The 16,683-nt window shown below is 57.1% G+C and carries 19 protein-coding genes; 11 read left to right on the plus strand and 8 right to left on the minus strand.

Annotated features, from left to right (window positions below):
- The first annotated feature begins 54 nt into the window (after positions 1 to 54).
- From arsS to EL361_RS09195, 7 genes are all read left to right on the plus strand, one after another.
- Positions 55 to 996: an arsenosugar biosynthesis radical SAM (seleno)protein ArsS gene (gene arsS / locus EL361_RS09165; protein ID WP_172961693.1), complete on the plus strand. Its 942-nt coding sequence runs from the start codon at positions 55 to 57 to the stop codon at positions 994 to 996.
- 347 nt (positions 997 to 1,343) lie between these two features.
- Positions 1,344 to 2,195: a hydroxyethylthiazole kinase gene (gene thiM / locus EL361_RS09170; protein WP_126378755.1), complete on the plus strand. Its 852-nt coding sequence runs from the start codon at positions 1,344 to 1,346 to the stop codon at positions 2,193 to 2,195.
- On the plus strand, positions 2,192 to 2,833 hold the full coding sequence (gene thiE / locus EL361_RS09175; protein WP_126378757.1) for a thiamine phosphate synthase: 642 nt from the start codon (positions 2,192 to 2,194) through the stop codon (positions 2,831 to 2,833). Before thiM ends, thiE begins: the two co-directional genes overlap by 4 nt.
- Before the next feature lie 74 nt (positions 2,834 to 2,907).
- Positions 2,908 to 4,092 carry an aminotransferase-like domain-containing protein gene (locus EL361_RS09180; RefSeq protein WP_126378759.1) on the plus strand — a complete coding sequence of 395 codons (1,185 nt, stop codon included), beginning with the start codon at positions 2,908 to 2,910 and terminating at the stop codon, positions 4,090 to 4,092.
- A gap of 177 nt (positions 4,093 to 4,269) precedes the next feature.
- Positions 4,270 to 5,040 carry an urease accessory protein UreH domain-containing protein gene (locus EL361_RS09185; protein ID WP_126378761.1) on the plus strand — a complete coding sequence of 257 codons (771 nt, stop codon included), beginning with the start codon at positions 4,270 to 4,272 and terminating at the stop codon, positions 5,038 to 5,040.
- Between the two features lie 20 nt (positions 5,041 to 5,060).
- Entirely contained in the window at positions 5,061 to 5,477 is a 417-nt protein-coding gene (locus EL361_RS09190) for a MarR family winged helix-turn-helix transcriptional regulator (RefSeq protein ID WP_126378763.1), read from the plus strand.
- Between the two features lie 149 nt (positions 5,478 to 5,626).
- The gene (locus tag EL361_RS09195) at positions 5,627 to 6,385 is read left to right on the plus strand and encodes a substrate-binding periplasmic protein (protein ID WP_126378765.1); all 759 of its coding nucleotides are present in this window, start codon (positions 5,627 to 5,629) and stop codon (positions 6,383 to 6,385) included.
- Positions 6,386 to 6,461: 76 nt separating this feature from the next.
- Here EL361_RS09195 and EL361_RS09200 read toward each other — a convergent pair whose 3' ends face one another.
- The 4 genes from EL361_RS09200 to EL361_RS09215 all read right to left on the minus strand — a co-directional run bounded on the left by EL361_RS09200 (position 6,462) and on the right by EL361_RS09215 (position 9,757).
- On the minus strand, positions 6,462 to 6,938 hold the full coding sequence (locus EL361_RS09200; RefSeq protein WP_126378767.1) for a hypothetical protein: 477 nt from the start codon (positions 6,936 to 6,938) through the stop codon (positions 6,462 to 6,464).
- 148 nt (positions 6,939 to 7,086) lie between these two features.
- Entirely contained in the window at positions 7,087 to 8,043 is a 957-nt protein-coding gene (locus EL361_RS09205) for an MBL fold metallo-hydrolase (protein ID WP_126378768.1), read from the minus strand.
- A gap of 108 nt (positions 8,044 to 8,151) precedes the next feature.
- Positions 8,152 to 8,490, minus strand: coding sequence for a helix-turn-helix domain-containing protein (locus tag EL361_RS09210; RefSeq protein ID WP_126378770.1), 339 nt, complete (start codon positions 8,488 to 8,490; stop codon positions 8,152 to 8,154).
- A gap of 25 nt (positions 8,491 to 8,515) precedes the next feature.
- A complete protein-coding gene (locus EL361_RS09215; RefSeq protein ID WP_126378773.1) occupies positions 8,516 to 9,757 on the minus strand; it encodes an HD domain-containing protein in 1,242 nt (413 codons plus the stop codon).
- Between the two features lie 227 nt (positions 9,758 to 9,984).
- On the opposite strand from EL361_RS09215, the gene rplM reads away from it, so the two are divergent.
- The 3 genes from rplM to EL361_RS09230 all read left to right on the plus strand — a co-directional run bounded on the left by rplM (position 9,985) and on the right by EL361_RS09230 (position 12,197).
- On the plus strand, positions 9,985 to 10,413 hold the full coding sequence (gene rplM, locus EL361_RS09220; RefSeq protein ID WP_126378775.1) for a 50S ribosomal protein L13: 429 nt from the start codon (positions 9,985 to 9,987) through the stop codon (positions 10,411 to 10,413).
- 23 nt (positions 10,414 to 10,436) lie between these two features.
- Positions 10,437 to 10,829 (plus strand): 30S ribosomal protein S9, encoded by a 393-nt coding sequence (rpsI, locus tag EL361_RS09225; protein ID WP_126378777.1) that lies wholly within the window; start codon positions 10,437 to 10,439, stop codon positions 10,827 to 10,829.
- A 102-nt stretch (positions 10,830 to 10,931) separates the two neighbouring features.
- A complete protein-coding gene (locus EL361_RS09230) occupies positions 10,932 to 12,197 on the plus strand; it encodes a radical SAM family protein (protein ID WP_126378779.1) in 1,266 nt (421 codons plus the stop codon).
- Positions 12,198 to 12,304: 107 nt separating this feature from the next.
- Here the strand turns inward: EL361_RS09230 and EL361_RS09235 are convergent, their stop codons facing one another.
- From EL361_RS09235 to purM, 4 genes are all read right to left on the minus strand, one after another.
- Positions 12,305 to 12,724, minus strand: a complete 420-nt coding sequence (locus EL361_RS09235) for a PPC domain-containing DNA-binding protein (protein WP_126378781.1) — start codon at positions 12,722 to 12,724, stop codon at positions 12,305 to 12,307.
- 144 nt (positions 12,725 to 12,868) lie between these two features.
- A complete protein-coding gene (locus tag EL361_RS09240) occupies positions 12,869 to 13,543 on the minus strand; it encodes a sensor histidine kinase (protein ID WP_126378782.1) in 675 nt (224 codons plus the stop codon).
- Entirely contained in the window at positions 13,540 to 14,994 is a 1,455-nt protein-coding gene (locus tag EL361_RS09245) for a CHASE domain-containing protein (protein WP_126378784.1), read from the minus strand. Before EL361_RS09245 ends, EL361_RS09240 begins: the two co-directional genes overlap by 4 nt.
- A 192-nt stretch (positions 14,995 to 15,186) precedes the next feature.
- Positions 15,187 to 16,251: a phosphoribosylformylglycinamidine cyclo-ligase gene (purM, locus tag EL361_RS09250; protein ID WP_126378786.1), complete on the minus strand. Its 1,065-nt coding sequence runs from the start codon at positions 16,249 to 16,251 to the stop codon at positions 15,187 to 15,189.
- A 94-nt stretch (positions 16,252 to 16,345) separates the two neighbouring features.
- Between purM and EL361_RS09255 the strand changes: the two genes are divergently transcribed.
- Positions 16,346 to 16,666, plus strand: a complete 321-nt coding sequence (locus tag EL361_RS09255) for a hypothetical protein (protein ID WP_126378788.1) — start codon at positions 16,346 to 16,348, stop codon at positions 16,664 to 16,666.
- Positions 16,667 to 16,683 lie beyond the last annotated feature (17 nt).

A 16,683-nucleotide genomic window follows, 5' to 3' on the forward strand; every position in this document is an offset into this window, starting at 1 on the left:
CCCAATGCCAACCTTTGTCATACCCAAGCAGATCAAACAGGGAGAAATTCAGCAGTGAACGCTTTTGACAGCAAGCTCGACGGAGTACTCCAGGCCGAAAAAGTAGACATCCTTCAGGTCAACGTGGGCCTCACCTGCAACCAGGCGTGCACCCACTGCCATCTGGAATGTTCGCCCGAGCGCACCGAAAGCATGAGCTGGGAGACCATGGAAAAGATCATTCGCGTGGCCTGCACCCTGCGCCCCAGCCTGCTGGATATCACAGGCGGTGCCCCCGAACTGAATCCCAGCCTGAGACGCTTCATTGCGACAGCCCTGGAGCAGGAACTCCCGGTTCAGGTCCGGACCAACCTGACCGCCATGACCGAGGACTGCTGCACCAGCATGCCCCGTTTCTTTGCGGACAACGCAGTCAAGCTGGTGGCTTCCCTGCCCTGCTATCTGGATGAAAACGTCTGCAAGATGCGTGGCGCCGGAAGCTTTGACAAAAGCCTCTCCGTACTGCGCGAGCTGAATGAACTGGGCTATGGCAGCGAAGGTGGGCCGATCATCGATCTGGTCTTCAACCATCCCCTTGGCCCCTACCTGCCGCCCGACCAGTGCGCACTGGAGGCCGACTACAAGCGTGAACTCAAGGACCGCTACGGCGTGGTCTTCAACCGCCTCTTAACCATCACCAACATCCCCATCGGGCGCTACATGGAAGAACTCAGGCGCCAGGGCAAGGACCAGGAATACATGGAACTGCTGGTCAAATCCTTCAATCTGGACACGGTTCCGGGGCTGATGTGCCGTCATCAGGTCAATATCGGCTGGGACGGCACCCTCTACGACTGCGACTTCAACCAGGCCCTGAAGCTGCCCATCAAGGACGGCCCGGCCACGGTTGACGACTTCGATGCCGACGACCTGGCCCTGCGTGATATTGTCACTGGCCAGCACTGCTTCGGCTGTACCGCTGGCGCAGGCTCCTCCTGCGGCGGGGCGCTGGCGTAATATTCGGGAATGATTTGTCGGGGAGGGGTGCTTTGAAAACGTCCCCTCCCCGACCACCTCCCCCAAAACTTTTCCACCGCCCCAACCGTGCACGGTTGGGGCTTGTTTGTGCCAAAGACAACGCGCCACTATGGCCGCCTCGGACTCAGGGCGTTTAGAGTGGTGTGGGGGCGAGGCGCGAGGATGAACCGAAACCAAGTACTATTCCACATAGGCGAGGGTCCGAAATCCCTGAGGAAACAGCGCAGACGCGCCGCTATAGACGCCCTGAGAGCTTGCAATCGGAACCCTTTTGGGTATGACATATCAAAACAACCGATAATCCTTGACCACCCAGTGAGGTGACCATGACTGACATCAGCACGATTTTCGAAAACCTCGAAGAGGTACGGGCCACCACGCCGCTGGTGCACAACATCACCAATTTTGTGGTCATGAACACGACGGCCAACGCCCTGCTTGCCCTGGGGGCCTCGCCCATCATGGCACACGCTCCCGAGGAAATGGACGACCTGATCGGTATTGTCGGCGGGTTGGTCATCAACATCGGCACACTGCGCGGACCGTGGATCGAAAGCATGATCAAGGCTGGCACTGCGGCCAGCGAACGTGGCATCCCCGTGGTCTTCGACCCCGTTGGAGCAGGCGCGTCCAGACTGCGTACTGACACGGCCGTGACCATCATGAACGAGTGCAACCCGACCATTCTGCGCGGCAATGCCTCCGAAATACTGACCGTTGCCGCAGCCACGGGCGCGGCAGACAAGCAACGTGTTGCTGCGGCTCTTGCCGCTGCAGGTGGAGCGAATCGCGGGGTGGACAGCACACATTCCGGCGAGGGCATTTCGGATGTCGCCAGTGACCTTGCGAACGAATACGGCTGCACCGTAATTATCAGTGGCCCGTCCGACACAATCACCGATGGCGACTCCCTGATCACCGTTACCGGAGGCCATAATCTGATGACCAAAGTCACGGGCATGGGCTGCACGGCCTCCGCCCTGTGCGGGGCTTTCGCCGTAACGGCAGGTGATCCCTTTGATGCCTCCGTCTCGGCCATGGCCGTGATGAGTGCCGCCGGAGCCGTGGCAGCCGCCCAGTCCCAAGGTCCTGGCACCCTGCAGATGCATTTCTATGATGCCCTGCACAACCTGACCCGCGAGCAGTTGGAACAGGCCATCGAACTGGAGTGGATGTGACCCAGGCCACGGTGGACTATTCCGTCTATCTGGTCACGGACACCGCCCTGTGCGGTTCGCGTGGCGTGCCCGAAACTGCCCGATTGGCTGTGAAGGGTGGAGCAACCGTGATTCAGGTCCGTGACAAGAACGCTTCCACGTCAGAGTTCATTGCGCTGGCCAAGGCTGTTCAAACCGCCATCACCGGAACAGACGCCAAGTTGATCATCAATGACAATGTTGAAGTGGCACGTGCCATCGGAGCCGATGGCATCCACATCGGACAGAGCGATCTGCCGTATCACGAAGCCCGGGCCATCATGGGCCCGGAGGCCATCATCGGCCTGTCCGTGGAAACCATGGAGCAGGTCATTCAGGCCGAAGGTTGGGGCGTTGACTACATGGGCATCAGCCCCGTTTTCGACACCCCCACCAAGACCGACACCGCCGCAGCCTGGGGCCTGGACGGACTTGCTCTCGCCCGACACGCCACGAGCCGCCCCCTCGTAGGTATCGGTGGCATCGGCCCGGACAATGCCGCTGATGTCATCCGTGCAGGGGCGAACGGTGTTGCCGTGGTTTCAGCCATCTGTGCCGCCCAAGACCCCGAAGCTGCCGCTCGCAATCTGCTTGATCAGGTCCGCGCGGCGCGAGTTTGAACAAACGACATACGTACTCAACAACCTCAACCACGATATTTATTATTTTCGTCAAGACCGTTCAAGGAGCTCTCATGTCTCATAATTTCGCCAACCGTATGCAATCCGTACCTCGCTCATTCATCCGCGAGATCTTGAAAGTCACCCAGGACCCCACGGTCATCTCTTTTGCTGGGGGCCTGCCCAACCCGGCCCTGTTCCCCAGCGAAGCGCTGGCCGAAGCAGCACGCACTGTCATTGCCGACCACGGCGGTGAGACCCTGCAGTACTCCACCACCGAGGGACACCCCCCTCTGCGTGAGTGGATTGCAGCCCGCTACCGTGAGCGTGACGGACTCGATGTTTCCGCCGACGACATCATGATCACCACCGGTTCGCAACAGGCCCTGGACCTGATGGCCAAGGTGCTCATTGATCCGGGCGACACCATTGTCATGGAATCTCCTGGCTATCTGGGAGCCATTCAGGCCTTCTCAATGTTCGAGCCGAAATACGAGACTGTGAATGTCACAGCCGACGGACCGGACCTGGATGCCCTGGAACGCGCCCTGGCGAAGAACCCCAAGCTGTTCTACGCTGTCACCAGCTTCCAGAACCCCTCGGGTCTGACCTACTCGGACGAAAAACGCCAAGCTGTGGCCGAGATGCTCAAAGGAACCGACACCGTCTTTGCCGAGGACAACCCGTATGGCGACCTGCGCTTTGCCGGAGAGCGCCAACGCCCGCTCATGGCCTACCGCCCCGAGAAGAGCCTGCTGCTGGGAACCTTCTCCAAGATCGCCGCACCGGGCTTCCGCATCGGCTGGGTCGTTGCCGACCCCGACCTGCGTCACAAGCTGGTCACCGCCAAGCAGGCCGCCGACCTGCACACATCCACGGTATCCCAGCGCATCGTGCACCGCTGGCTTGAAGACAACGACCTGGACGAACACATCGCCAAGATCTGCGACTGCTACGGAACCCAGTGCAACGCCATGCTCACCGCGGCGGATGAGTTCTTCCCCGAGGAAGTCACCCTGACCCGCGCCGAAGGCGGCATGTTTCTCTGGGCCGAAATGCCCGAGGGCTGCTCGTCCATGAAGCTCTTCGACCTGGCCATCAAGGAAAAAGTCGCCTTTGTGCCCGGCAATCCATTCTACGTGGATGGCCGCGACGCCAACACCTTGCGCCTGAACTACACCAACGCCGTCCCTGAAACCATCACTGAGGGCATGAAACGGCTTGGCAAGTGCATGAAGGATTACATCGCCAGCCTGTAACAGACCGTTTCTAAGCGGACTTCGGCTTAATCATCCCGCTTAATCATCAAGGGAGGAACCACAGGTTCCTCCCTTTTTTAACGTCTCAGGTACGACGGACATCGCCCGAATATTTAGCTTGACTATCAAACTATTCGACAATAGAGCTTTTCGTGTCACGAACAAAAAGGAGCACTCATGGACCTCTCGATATTCTCTGTCGCCCTGCAATCAAGCTTTGTCATCGGCCTGATCCACGGCATCAATCCCTGCGGCCATTCATGGTTGGTGCTGGCCCCCTTCGTCAGTGGTGAACGACGCGCCTCCCGTGTTGCATGGCTGACCTTCATGTTCCTCTCGGGCACGGCTTTGGCCTGCGTGGCGCTGGGTTTGAGCCTGGGAGCCATTTCCGGCTGGATACCTGCGGGCTATCAAAACCACGTGGACTGGGTCGTCAACGGTATCATTATCGCTCTGGGCCTCGCTTTGATGATTCGCCCGGAGCTGTTGCACAGCCATGACCATGAGCACGGGCACCACGATCACGGAAATCATGAAGCTCATGACCACGAACAGCACTCAGCCTGCTGCAATCACGAACATACAGAGCATAACAACCATGCACATTGCGGCTGCGACCACAAGAAAGGACTCCTTTCCCGTCTCAGGAAGGCCACCGGCCCGGCCATGTTCGGTTTCGGATTCGTAAACATGATCATCCCCTGCCCCACGGCTGCCATCATGTTCAAATACTCCATCGAGTCAGGCGACCCGACAACCAGCGCCATGGTCTTCGGCAGTTACGCCATCGGCACCGCACTGAGCGTGGGGCTGGTCATTGCTGGATTGTACAAGGCTGCGTCCTGGATGCGCGGGCTGGAGAAACCCTGGTTGGAAAGCGCCATCATGCGGGGAGCCGGTGCGCTCATTGTCATCGTCGGGGTTTACTCACTGCCCACGGGCGCGTAAAACCCGCTGAGGAGGCCACCTTGCAACGCAACGAAAGACTGACCAATCTTCTCACGGAATTCTTTGAGCGCTTCTCGTCTTGGGAACAGTGCGTGGTCAAAGACAAAGGCTTGACCCTGCCCCAGATGCACACCATCGAAATCCTCGGTGTCCATGGCCGAATGCGCATGAAGGAACTGGCCGAGAAGATGGGCATCACTACCGGGACGCTCACCGTGCTGGCCGATCGATTGCAGGACAAGAACCTCATCGAGCGCACCCCGCACGAACAGGATCGGCGCTCCATCCTTGTGGGCCTGACCCAAAAGGGGGAGCGCCATTTCGAAGAGCACCATCGCCTGCACCTGCGCCTGACCGAAGAATTGTTAACCGGACTGGACGAAGGCGAAGCCGAAACACTGGAAAACCTGCTCTCCAAAATGATCCCACGACTTTAAGCACTACTGCCCCCGGGCCATTTTCACTCTGTTGCATTGCCTCCTATCTGTTGCCTCGCGCCCAACTCCTTGCTATACAAGCTAAAGTAGGGTTCTCATGGGCCCTCCCTCCCTCCAGTTGCCTAAACACTGCAGACAGGAGACGACAGATGCGCATTTTTTGCGCAATGATCATCGCCATCATACTTGCACTGCCGCTCAAAGCTGCCGTCGCCCAGGATCAGGATGTCCTCATCGTGGCGCTCAGTTCGCTGCCGCCCTGGAAGATGATGTTGGAATCAAGACCGGCGGGCATTGATGTTGATATTCTCAATGAAGCCGCTGCCCGGATGCGCGTCGGCCTGGAGTTCCGCCCCGCCGACTTCGGGACCTGCCTAAAATGGATGAAGAATGGTCAGGCCGACATCATGACCGGTCTGCTAATGACACCCGCCCGGGAACAATACCTGACCTACGTCACTCCACCCTACGCCACCCAGACGGCGTCGGCTTTCTACGCCCTCAAGCATCGCGCCAAGGGGATCACCAGCTATGAGCACCTGCGGGCCCTGCGCGTCGGGGTCAAACGCGGTGAAAAACACTTCCCCCAATTTGATATCGACTCCGCGCTACGCAAATCACAAGTAGCCTCCATGGATGACGGCTTCAAGCGACTCACCGGAAACCGTATCCAAACCTTTATCGCCAACGAAACCCAGGCCGATTGGTGGCTGGCTGCGCACCCGAAAACAGATGCCCTGGTCAACAAAGCACCGCTCAAATACCAGGGCTATCAGCCCATGCACTTTGCTTTCTCCAAGAAGTCGCGGCACGCAGACCGCGCCGATCAATTAAGCAAGATGCTGGTGCGGCTCATCCAGGACGGCACCATCGACGCCGTGCTGCGCCGTTACTCTCCCAGGCAGTAGGCTTGCACTAAAGGCAATGGTCTTTCCGCCAATCTCGCTTCGAAAGAGCAATCACCTCGAAGAATTCGATCTGCACTCATTCCGGTAGGCCATCGACCACTTCGCAGGCATAATCCGGAATCAACTCAAACGCCCCCGCAACCCACGGTTCCACCCGAAACCAATTCCGCCAGCCACCGTTGACGTGGTAGACAACATTCTCCCCGCCTCCCCGAGACATCAAAACAAGACTCCATTGCAGACTCTGCTTGCGAGTCGCCTTGAACGTTCCTCTTTTCAGCACCACGGAGCGAAATATTGTCTCAAAAACAAGGCCATCTCGCACCGGCACCACCCGCAGCACAGTCACCCACATGCGCGCATTCAGCACTCCCAACCACAAAATCATGATCAACACTCCGGGGAGAACACCAGAAGCCATCGTCCCCCACAGAGAGAAAAGCCCGACACCGTTGAACAGGTAGAACATGACAACATAGACGTTTCGAGCCAGTCGTCTCTTTCTGTAGAAGTGGGCCCCCAAAACCAAGGCGATGATGACAACCGCAAACATTCCGCCTCCTAAAACAACGCAACTCATTGATTAATTTAGTTTTTAATATGAAATTTCTACCTCATCCCAACACAAAGAACAACAGCCCCCGAACAGTTGTCCGGGGGCTGTTGCACATTATAAACAGTAATCAAATCACAAAGTTCAGCTAGAGCTCCACCACCAGACCATCATAAGCCATCAGGACTTCCAATTCAGCCTCCGGCATAAACAACTGTGCATAGCGCGCGGTGTCCCGCTGGAAGCTCTCGATGGAAGCATCATCCAGAGTGGGTTCCTGATGAAACAGGCAGATGCGCTTCACCCCGGCGCGCTTGGCCAGCTCCACCCCGACAATGTTGGAGGAATGCCCCCAATCCTTCTTGCTGGTGTTGGCGGCATGGAAGGTATACTGCGCGTCGAAAATCATCAGGTCTGCGTCGCGCACGTGACTCAGGAAGGGATAATCCGCGTCGTCCGCACCTTCATGGTGCTCACTGTCAGTGGACATGACAAAGGCCTTGCCGTCCTGCTCAAAGCGATAGCCGTACGAACGGCCCGGATGATTCTGCTCGAAAGGCGTGACCGTGGTCCCTCCAAGCTCAACGGCCTTTCCCGGCTCCAGGATGTTGAACTCCACCTGCGCGCCAAGGTCATCGAAGGTGACCGGAAAAAACGGCTCTGACTGCTGAGTGCGAAACACATGCTCGATCTGATCGTGACAGCCCCAGAAACGAATCACATTCCCGGGGATGTAGGCAGGGATGAAGAACGGGAATCCCATCAGATGGTCCCAGTGCAAATGGCTCATCAGGATATTATAGACATGCGGGCGAGGCCCCTTGGTGGCGATGATGCGATTGCCAAAATCCCGCAACCCCGAACCGGCATCCACCAGCAGGTACTCGTCGCTGCCAGCGGCAATCTGCACGCAGGTGGTGTTGGAGCCATAGGAACCCCACACGGAAAAAGGCAACTCCCGGTCAATGAAATCCTGAATATTGGTGGACTCATCCACTCCGCGTTTCACTGCGGATTCCAGAGCCCTCACGATCTTGGTGCGAATCAGGGGCACATTGGTGGATGCAGGCAACGAGCCACGACATCCCCACACGGTCACTTGCATGGCGATCTCCTTCCCGGTCACGGGATCATGAAATCCAAAGGATTAGCAATGATATACATGCTGCACGGGAACGGGTCAAAGCAGCAATAAAGGAGAGAAGGGGCGGGGTTATTCAGGATCTTGGTCCAACGCCCGTCTGACACGATCAAGGGCGTTCACTGCCTGATCGCGTTCATGGCGTAGCCGCTCAATGCCGGACAGACTGTCCTTGGCAAATAGAATCTCGAAGACTTCGGCTGGATCAATATCAAGGGCTTGAATGATCTTCAGAATACTAAGCAAACGGACGTGACCACGACGCTCGCCCTTAAGCCAACAACTAATCGAATTCTGAGAAACGCCAATTTTCCTGGCTAATGAATCCTGGCTTTCACCCCCGCGCAATGCCTTATGAAGATGCCGATCCAGAAGCACCCACAACTCGTCATGATTCCCTTCAATAGTCATCAATCCCCCAACAAAATGCCGCGAATCAATCGAAGTCCGCCAGCAAAGCCCCCACGTGCAGGTCACCGAAGGAAAACGCGTTGTAGCGCTTGCGGATACGCCACACGGCCTGCTGCAACTGGTCGGAGGAGATACCGTTCCTGAGCGCGGTATAGGCCTCCACAAAGGCCGCCAGACTGTCGCAGGCCTTGAGCATGCGCCCATCCTTGGGGTCGTACCGATCCTCATTGCAGCGCTGCTGCAGGGTCTCGAAGTCCACGGCCTGGGGCCGCCCGCCACGGATGATGGCAGACTTGAATTCACTGCCCACTTCCACACCCAGAAAATACGACAACCGCTCGGCCACGTCGCCATAGCCGCCTGCGGTCAGGGGACCAAAGACACGAGTCTCCAGCTCACTATCCTCGTACTGGCGGATCAAATCGGCGATAGGCTGGGCGGATTTCTTGACCGGGGAGATAATGTCCCGGGTCAGGACTTCGGGCAGATCATGGAACAGGCCGGTAAAGAAGTTATTCTGACGGCGCAGCGGGCATGCGTCCACCGCGAGGCTGAAGAAATACGAATACGCCGCCACAATGAAGAGGTGGCCCAGCACCGAGGTCTCGGGGATGCGCGGGGTCTGCGACCAGCGGGTCTGAAACCTGAGTTGCCCGCATAGATGTGCAAACCGGCCCAGAGCAGTGCTCGGCCCCTGCCGCAGTTCCTTGACTCCCACCAGATGATCGTACCGTTTGAGCCCGTCGGTGAAGGACTGGTCAATACTTTCCTTTTCGTCATCCCAGGGTCCAAGGTCCTTGATCAGGTCAAACTCCCAGCCCGAGGCATAGGTATGCGCGGCGTCCAAAATTTCATCCGCCAGGCCGTGGGTGCCGGGATTCTTGAGGCGGGTCGTCAGTTTGTCCCAGTAGTCCTGCCCCAAAGGCTGCATGGTCGGGCGCAGCTGGTCCAGAACCCATGACGTCAGCAGCGCGTAATGCGCAGGGTTCTCTTTGATACGGTAATAGATGGGAGGCTTGATGTCCGTGATCACCAGGCGATAGAAATAATCGAAGATACCGCCTTCCACCACGGATTCGCCAAGCTCACGGCGCTGTTCAGAGGTCATGCCGCGCGAATTGAGCATAAGCAGCAACCAGGCGACCATCATCTTGTGGGCCTGTTTGTCCACCTCCAGAAGTGCCACGGGCCGGAGCTTGTCATTCCAGCGTTGCATATAGGCACCGGAAAATATAAATTGAAGCAGGCTTTTTCTGATGATGGGCATGAATCCTCCCTGAACTATGGACGTTACCCCTCCCGGAAACAAAGCTCAAGGCCCGGAATGACTGGGTTTTGAAGAGGTTGAAAATTAGGGGTTCACAAAGCTATCCATTTTGTTTATATTGCGCGCCCCCGTGATGATTTTCGGCAGAACCAATGGTTTTGTCATTGACAGCCGGTTCGATACCGCTTATCGCGTTTCGTTCCGACACTGATTTCAGGAGCAGCAGAATGAAGACATATACCCCCAAAGAAGGCGACGTCGCACGCGAATGGTACGTGGTCGACGCAGAGGACAAGATCCTCGGCCGCCTGGCAACTGAGATTGCCACCCGCCTTCGCGGCAAGCACAAGCCCGAATTTGCCCCTCACGCTGATGTGGGTGATTTCATCGTGGTGATCAACGCCGAGAAGATCAAGGTAACCGGCAACAAGCTGGAAGCCAAAAAGTACTACCACCACACCGGCTACCCGGGCGGTATCCGCGAGATCTCCTTGAAGGACCTGCTCGCCACCAAGCCCGAAATGGTCATCGAAAAGGCTGTGCGTGGCATGCTGCCCAAGAACAAGCTTGGCCGTGCCCAGCTGAAGAAGCTCAAGGTCTACGCTGGGACCGATCACCCCCACGCTGCCCAGGGCCCCAAAGAGCTCGAATTTTAAGCACCGCCAAGGAGTAGGATCAAATGAGCGAATTTTATTACGGTACCGGCCGGAGAAAAGCCTCCGTCGCCCGCACCCGCATGTATGAAAATGGCACTGGCCAGATCACCATCAACGGTCGCCCCTACGACGAGTACTTTCCTCGTGCGACCCTACAGATGATCATCCGCCAGCCCCTGAACCTGACCAAGACCATTGGCAAGTTCGATATCAAGGTCAACGTCGCTGGTGGCGGCATCGCCGGGCAGGCTCAGGCCGTCCGTCATGGCATCACCCGCGCCCTTCTCGAGTTCGACGGCGATACCCGTCCCGTGCTCAAGAAAGCCGGCCTCGTCACCCGTGACGCTCGCGTCAAGGAACGCAAAAAGTACGGTCAGCGCGGCGCACGTGCCCGCTTCCAGTACTCCAAGCGTTAGACAATACGCTTCAAGCGGTGCTATTCAAGGGCGGACCTGCCATGCGGGTCCGCCTTTTTTCTATGCCGGGGTCTTGCCCCACAAGCCAAGGAGAGGCCGCACATGGCCACCAAGGTTCAGCCCAGACTGCTCTTCGCCGACGAGAAAGGCCAGATCTACGACCATCCCGGTCTGCTCATGCTCTGTCGCCGTGGCGAGGAACTGGCCCTGCCGCGTCCGCAGGACCTGACTCCACTGCCCCCCGGCTCCGATGTCTTCCTGCTGCCCGGGCGCCACGCCGTGGGCATGGATCCCGACTCTGGCGAAGCCGTGGCCCTGTCAGAAAACGCCGTCTCCGCCTTTGTCTGCCCGGCCTACACCATCACCGGCATCACGGCCTACGATACCGCAGACGATGCACCTCACCTGCCCCTGGTCGCGTACGGAGCAGTGGGCTACGCCAATGGTCAATTCTGGGTTTGCGCCAAGAAGGTGGACGAGGACAGGCGTCAAATTTTCACCAACGTCCCGCAGGAACGTATCGATCAGGGCGCCCATGCATGGTTGCGCAAGTATCCTGACAACCGCCTCGTGGCGCATTTGGCCAAATGCGCCCTGACCTACTGCTGTCCGGCTGCCAAAAACCTGGCCCTGGGGCGTTTCGAAGCCCCGCTGCCCACCTCTCAGGTCTGCAACGCACGCTGTGTTGGCTGCATCTCGTACCAGCCCGAGGACTCGGGCTTTGTCTCCCCGCAGAACCGCATCGACTTCCGGCCCAAGCCCCAGGAAGTGGCCGAGATCATGGCCGAGCATTACCGGCGCGAAAAGAAGCGCCCGGTCTATTCCTTCGGGCAGGGGTGCGAAGGCGAGCCCCTGACCGAGGCCAAGCTCATCGAGAAGGCCGTGACCCTTTTTCGCAAGGGCGGGGGCAAAGGCACCGTGAACGTCAACACCAACGCCAGTCTGCCCGAGGCCATAGGCCCGTTGGCCGCAGCCGGGGTGTCGTCCATCCGTGTCTCCATGAACAGCGCCGATCCCAACCTGTATGCGGCCTATTACCGGCCCAATGGTTACGACGGCTTGGAATCCGTCAGGAATTCCATCCGCGAGGCCAAAGCCGCCGGACTGTTCGTGTCCCTGAACTATCTGTTCTTCCCGGGTGTCTCGGATACCGAAGGCGAACTGGACAAGCTCCAGGCCTTTGTAAACGAACTCAAGGTGGACTTCATCCAGCTGCGCAACCTGAACCTGGACCCCGAGCTGTACCTGGACCTGTCAGCCTCTCATGTCTCCGGGCCAAGCATGGGTTTCGACAATTTCAGAAAGCGCCTGCGAAAGCAGAACCCCTGGCTGAAATTCGGCTACTTCAATCCCTATCTCGACGATTAAGCTCACCCACATCACGCACGACAAAGGCGGTTGCCGGAATTTCCGACAACCGCCTTTTCATATTTCTGCCCGACTCTCTATCATTTGAGAGCCAAGTGATCATATCTCTAAAATTCAAGCAGATTCAGACCCACAGTCTCGCTAAGCATTCGATCAACAGCCCCTTCCACAACGTCGATCCAGATTTCGGCCGTGGCACTGACACGGGCCTCGTTCAGATGACCGCCAAAAGCATTGTGCTCCACATCGGCCAGGGTGGCGTGCAGGTGCAGATAGAGCTTTCCGTCCATCTCGGAAATATTACCGACCAGGCTGGTGATTTCGAAGAGTTTTTCCAGAGTGGTAGACAGGTATTCCTTGGTCACTGTGTTGAACAACCCTACTGTTGCCTTGTCCACTGCGCCGATACCAGATACGGCACCGAGGCGGACGCCTTCCTTCTCACAGACAGCAGCCACACCGGCAACAACTTCTTCACCGGGATCCAACCGGACCAGAATCTTTGAACCGTAACGCTTGTATTCCATGCCCCTCTCCTACTCTTGGTTGTTTAATCAAACAATTCCTAACGAACAGTACCTTCTCAGGTCAACGGAAATCTCTTTCACCACTCCATCATCCCACCCCGGACGAAATGCCGCGGCTGCAACATCAAAAGAAGCTGAAGGTTTTTACTCCTTCACCCCACCGCCCACTGGCAGTTGCACCGAGAAGCAGGTCCCTTCTCCGAGCTTGCTTCGCACAGACATGGTCCCGCCATGATTCTTGGTCACAATGAAATAGGACACCGAAAGCCCCAGACCAGTCCCCTCGCCCGGTTCCTTGGTCGTAAAGAACGGTTCAAAGACACGGTGCATATTCAATGCGGTCATGCCCGGCCCGTTGTCCTCTACCTCCAGCAGGGCATGGTCATCATCATGTCGAAGGCGGACGACAATACGCGGGGCGGCAACATCCCTGATCGTTGATCCAATGGCCTGTGCTGCATTCATCACCAGATTCAAGACAACCTGTTCGATGTCCGAACGCACGCATAACACCATCGGCATTTCTTTTTGATAATCCCTGATGATTTGAATCGTCTTGAAATCATATGATCTGGTCAGGTCATAGTCCGTGGAGGCCAGAGCAAGGGCATCATCCGCGACTTCATCAAGTTTGCAGGTTGTTCGCTCCATACCCTGCCTATTGCTGAACGACAGCATATTGCCCACCACCCGGGCAGCCCGTTCACCAGAGACCTTGATCCCCTCCAGCATGAAGTCGATCTTGCGCTCCTTCAAATACCCCTGCATGGCTTGCGCATCCAGCTTATGGTTCTTCAGGGCCTGGGCGTTGGCACTCAATGCGGGGTCCAACCGCCGTTGGATATTCTGGACACTTTGCAGCACCCCCCCAAGGGATTGTTGATCTCATGAGCCATACCGGCGGCAAGTCCTCCCAGGGAGACCATCCGCTCGGTCTGAATCATCCGCTGCTCGATACCCACACGCTCAGTCACATCATCAATGCGGATCACGACCTCATGACGCTCACTTCCCAACGGGTAAACCGTAACATCCTCAATAAGTCCTTCTTCGGCATCAAGCCTGTGCCTTCGCAAATCGCGCTGTACCTCTCCCGTCTCCAACGCTCTTCCCACCATACTCATGTATTCGACAATGCCAGGGGCCACATCTTTCAATTGGCTGTTGACAGCATCTCGAGCCATGATGCCCAACTCATCGGCTGCCCGCAAATTCCAGAGTTTGATCACGCCGTCCGCAGTGACACCCACAATCATGGACGGCATTGAATCGATAATATCCTGAATATATTCCTGCTGCCTGCTCATCAAGGCTTCGGTCTCACGCCGCCTGGTATTCTCCAACTTCAAATCAGCATTGAGCGTTGAGAGTTCGTCGGTCCTCTCCACCACGGCCAGGGTCAGGTGTTGTTGCCTGTTGGAGAGTAGGTAGGCACTGGTCCCGGCCAACAGCACAATGGCAAGAGCCAACCCCCTGAAGATGGCAATGGCAAAGTCAAAACTTACTCCCCAGCCCCGCTTGGGCACCACACCAAGCTCCCAGGCACCCTCGGGCAACAGCACCTTGACCAGAACGGGAGACAACGAAAAAACTTCCGGGCTGCCATAAAAAAGCTTGCCCCGCACATCGTGCAGGCCCAGCACCAGGCCTTCTGGAATTTCAAGCACTCCGGCCTCTTCGAGCACAGGGGGCATGTCGATCACCATGGAAACCAACCCCCAGAGCGCATCCCCAAGGTACACCGCATCCCGAACAACCAGCCCCAACCCGCCCTGGCGCAATTCATACGGTCCACTGAGGGCAGGCATACGGGTCTCTACTGTTCGTTGCACATCGCGCCGTACGGTGGGCCGCTGGTCGGCCATGATATTATGTCCCAGAGCCTTTTTATTGCGCTCCAGAGGATACACGTACTTATTCACCCCTGCCGGGGCGACGATGAAATTGCGGACACCTGGAGTGGAGTGGTACAGTCCCGTGGCAAACCCTTCAAAGGACGAGTTCAAGGCCTCTGCGTTACCGTCCTTTATTGCGATGGAAACAACATGCGCCTTGAGCCCTGCAAGCAGAGCCAACCGCCTACTGACCGAAGTACCCAACGCCGCACCCAACCTAGCACTCCACACCTGAACCCGATCACGCTCCTGAGTTGCAAGCAATCGATAATACGGCCTTTCCACCAAATACAGAACACCGCCGAGCAGTATGCCAACCAAAGTGGCAATCAGCAGTGATTTCAAACGAATCGTTCGGGATACCCGTCTATCCATACGTCTCCGCTCCCAGCCCCAGGGACGATAGAGTGAGACAAGCACTATACAGACAATTTGATTTAGCTGTCCATATCAATGAAAAAACCCCGCTCGGAAATCCGAACGGGGTTTGATTTGTTTGAATCACTCTACCAGTTGCCAAAGCACCCTCGTAAAGGGGCTCCAATCAACCTGGAGATAAAACCTCAACTAGCAGGCGGCATCCTCGAAGTTCACGATCACCTGCTCGGCATCATCACCCTTCAGGCGCTCGACCGTGCCGATAACATAGGCCTTTTCACCCATACCCTCCACACGGGAAACGACGTCTTCGGCCTGCTCCTGGGGCACCACGACGATGTAGCCGATGCCGCAGTTGAAAATCTGGAGCATCTCGGGCCAGGTCAGCTTGCCCTGGTTCATGAGCCACGTGAACACGGGCAGGATGTCCCAGGTACCAAAATTGATCTCGGCCTTGGTACCACGGGGCAGGATACGCGGGATATTGTCGTAGAACCCGCCGCCGGTCACATGGCACATGCCGTGGATGTCCATCTCGCGCATCAGGGCACGCACGGTCTTGACGTAGATACGGGTGGGCTCGAGCAGCACCTCGGCTGCGGTCTTGTCCGTCCCCGGGAAGGCATCGTCCTTACCAAAGCCAGCTTCCTTGGCCAACTTGCGGACCAGGGAGTAGCCATTGGAATGCACACCCGAGGAGGCCAGGCCGACGATGGCGTCGCCAGCACGGATAGCTGATCCGTCCACGATATTGGCGTTGTCGACAACCCCCACGCAGAAGCCGGATACGTCGTATTCACCGGGCTTGTAGAAGTCCGGCATCTCGGCGGTTTCACCACCCAGCAGCGCACATTCGCCCTGCTTGCAGCCTTCCACGATCCCCGCGAGCACCTGGGTGGCTCGGTCGCCTTCCAGCTTACCTGTGGCGAAATAGTCCAGGAAGAACAGCGGCTTCGCACCCTGAACCAGAATATCGTTGACACTCATGGCCACAAGATCGATACCGATGGTATCGTGGACGTCATACTCGAAGGCGAGATTCAGCTTGGTGCCCACACCATCTGTTCCAGCCACGAGGACGGGCTCTTCCATGGAGCTGGTATCCAGCTTGAACAGCCCGCCAAAGCCGCCGATGTCGGTGATGACCCCGCCGGTAAAGGTGGAGGCCACCATATCCTTGATGCGAGAGACGAATGCATTTCCGGCGTGAATATCCACTCCGGCTTCGGTATAGGCTTTGGCCCTGTCAGTCATGGGGTATGCTCCTTGCAAAAGAAAGACTAAACGGCTTTGCGCCGAGGTGTGCTTTATAGGGATTTACGCCCCGAAATTCAAGGGAGCAATTATAATGAAAAAATCCACGCTATTCTCTATGATTCCTGTATCAGCCATATTGCTGACCATCTGCCTGTTATCCATACCTGTTCTGGCTGCGGATGACCAACCGGCCTCGCAGGGGTTCGGCACCAGCAGCACAGGCAACAATGACCGCAAGGACAATGTTTTTGGCACGGTGCACGAGAATATGTATCTGGGCCGCGACCCGCAAAGCGGCAACAACGTAATCAGCGTGCAGCCCAAACCAAAGCCCAAGCAGGACTATGAGCTGCCACCCATCACCGTTGAGCCGCAAATCAATATCAAAAATCCGGCCCACGGCAACGACTAGTCGCAACGAGCGACGAT

Origin of the sequence: Desulfovibrio ferrophilus (assembly GCF_003966735.1) — a bacterium.
Classification (GTDB): domain Bacteria; phylum Desulfobacterota; class Desulfovibrionia; order Desulfovibrionales; family Desulfovibrionaceae; genus Desulfovibrio_Q; species Desulfovibrio_Q ferrophilus.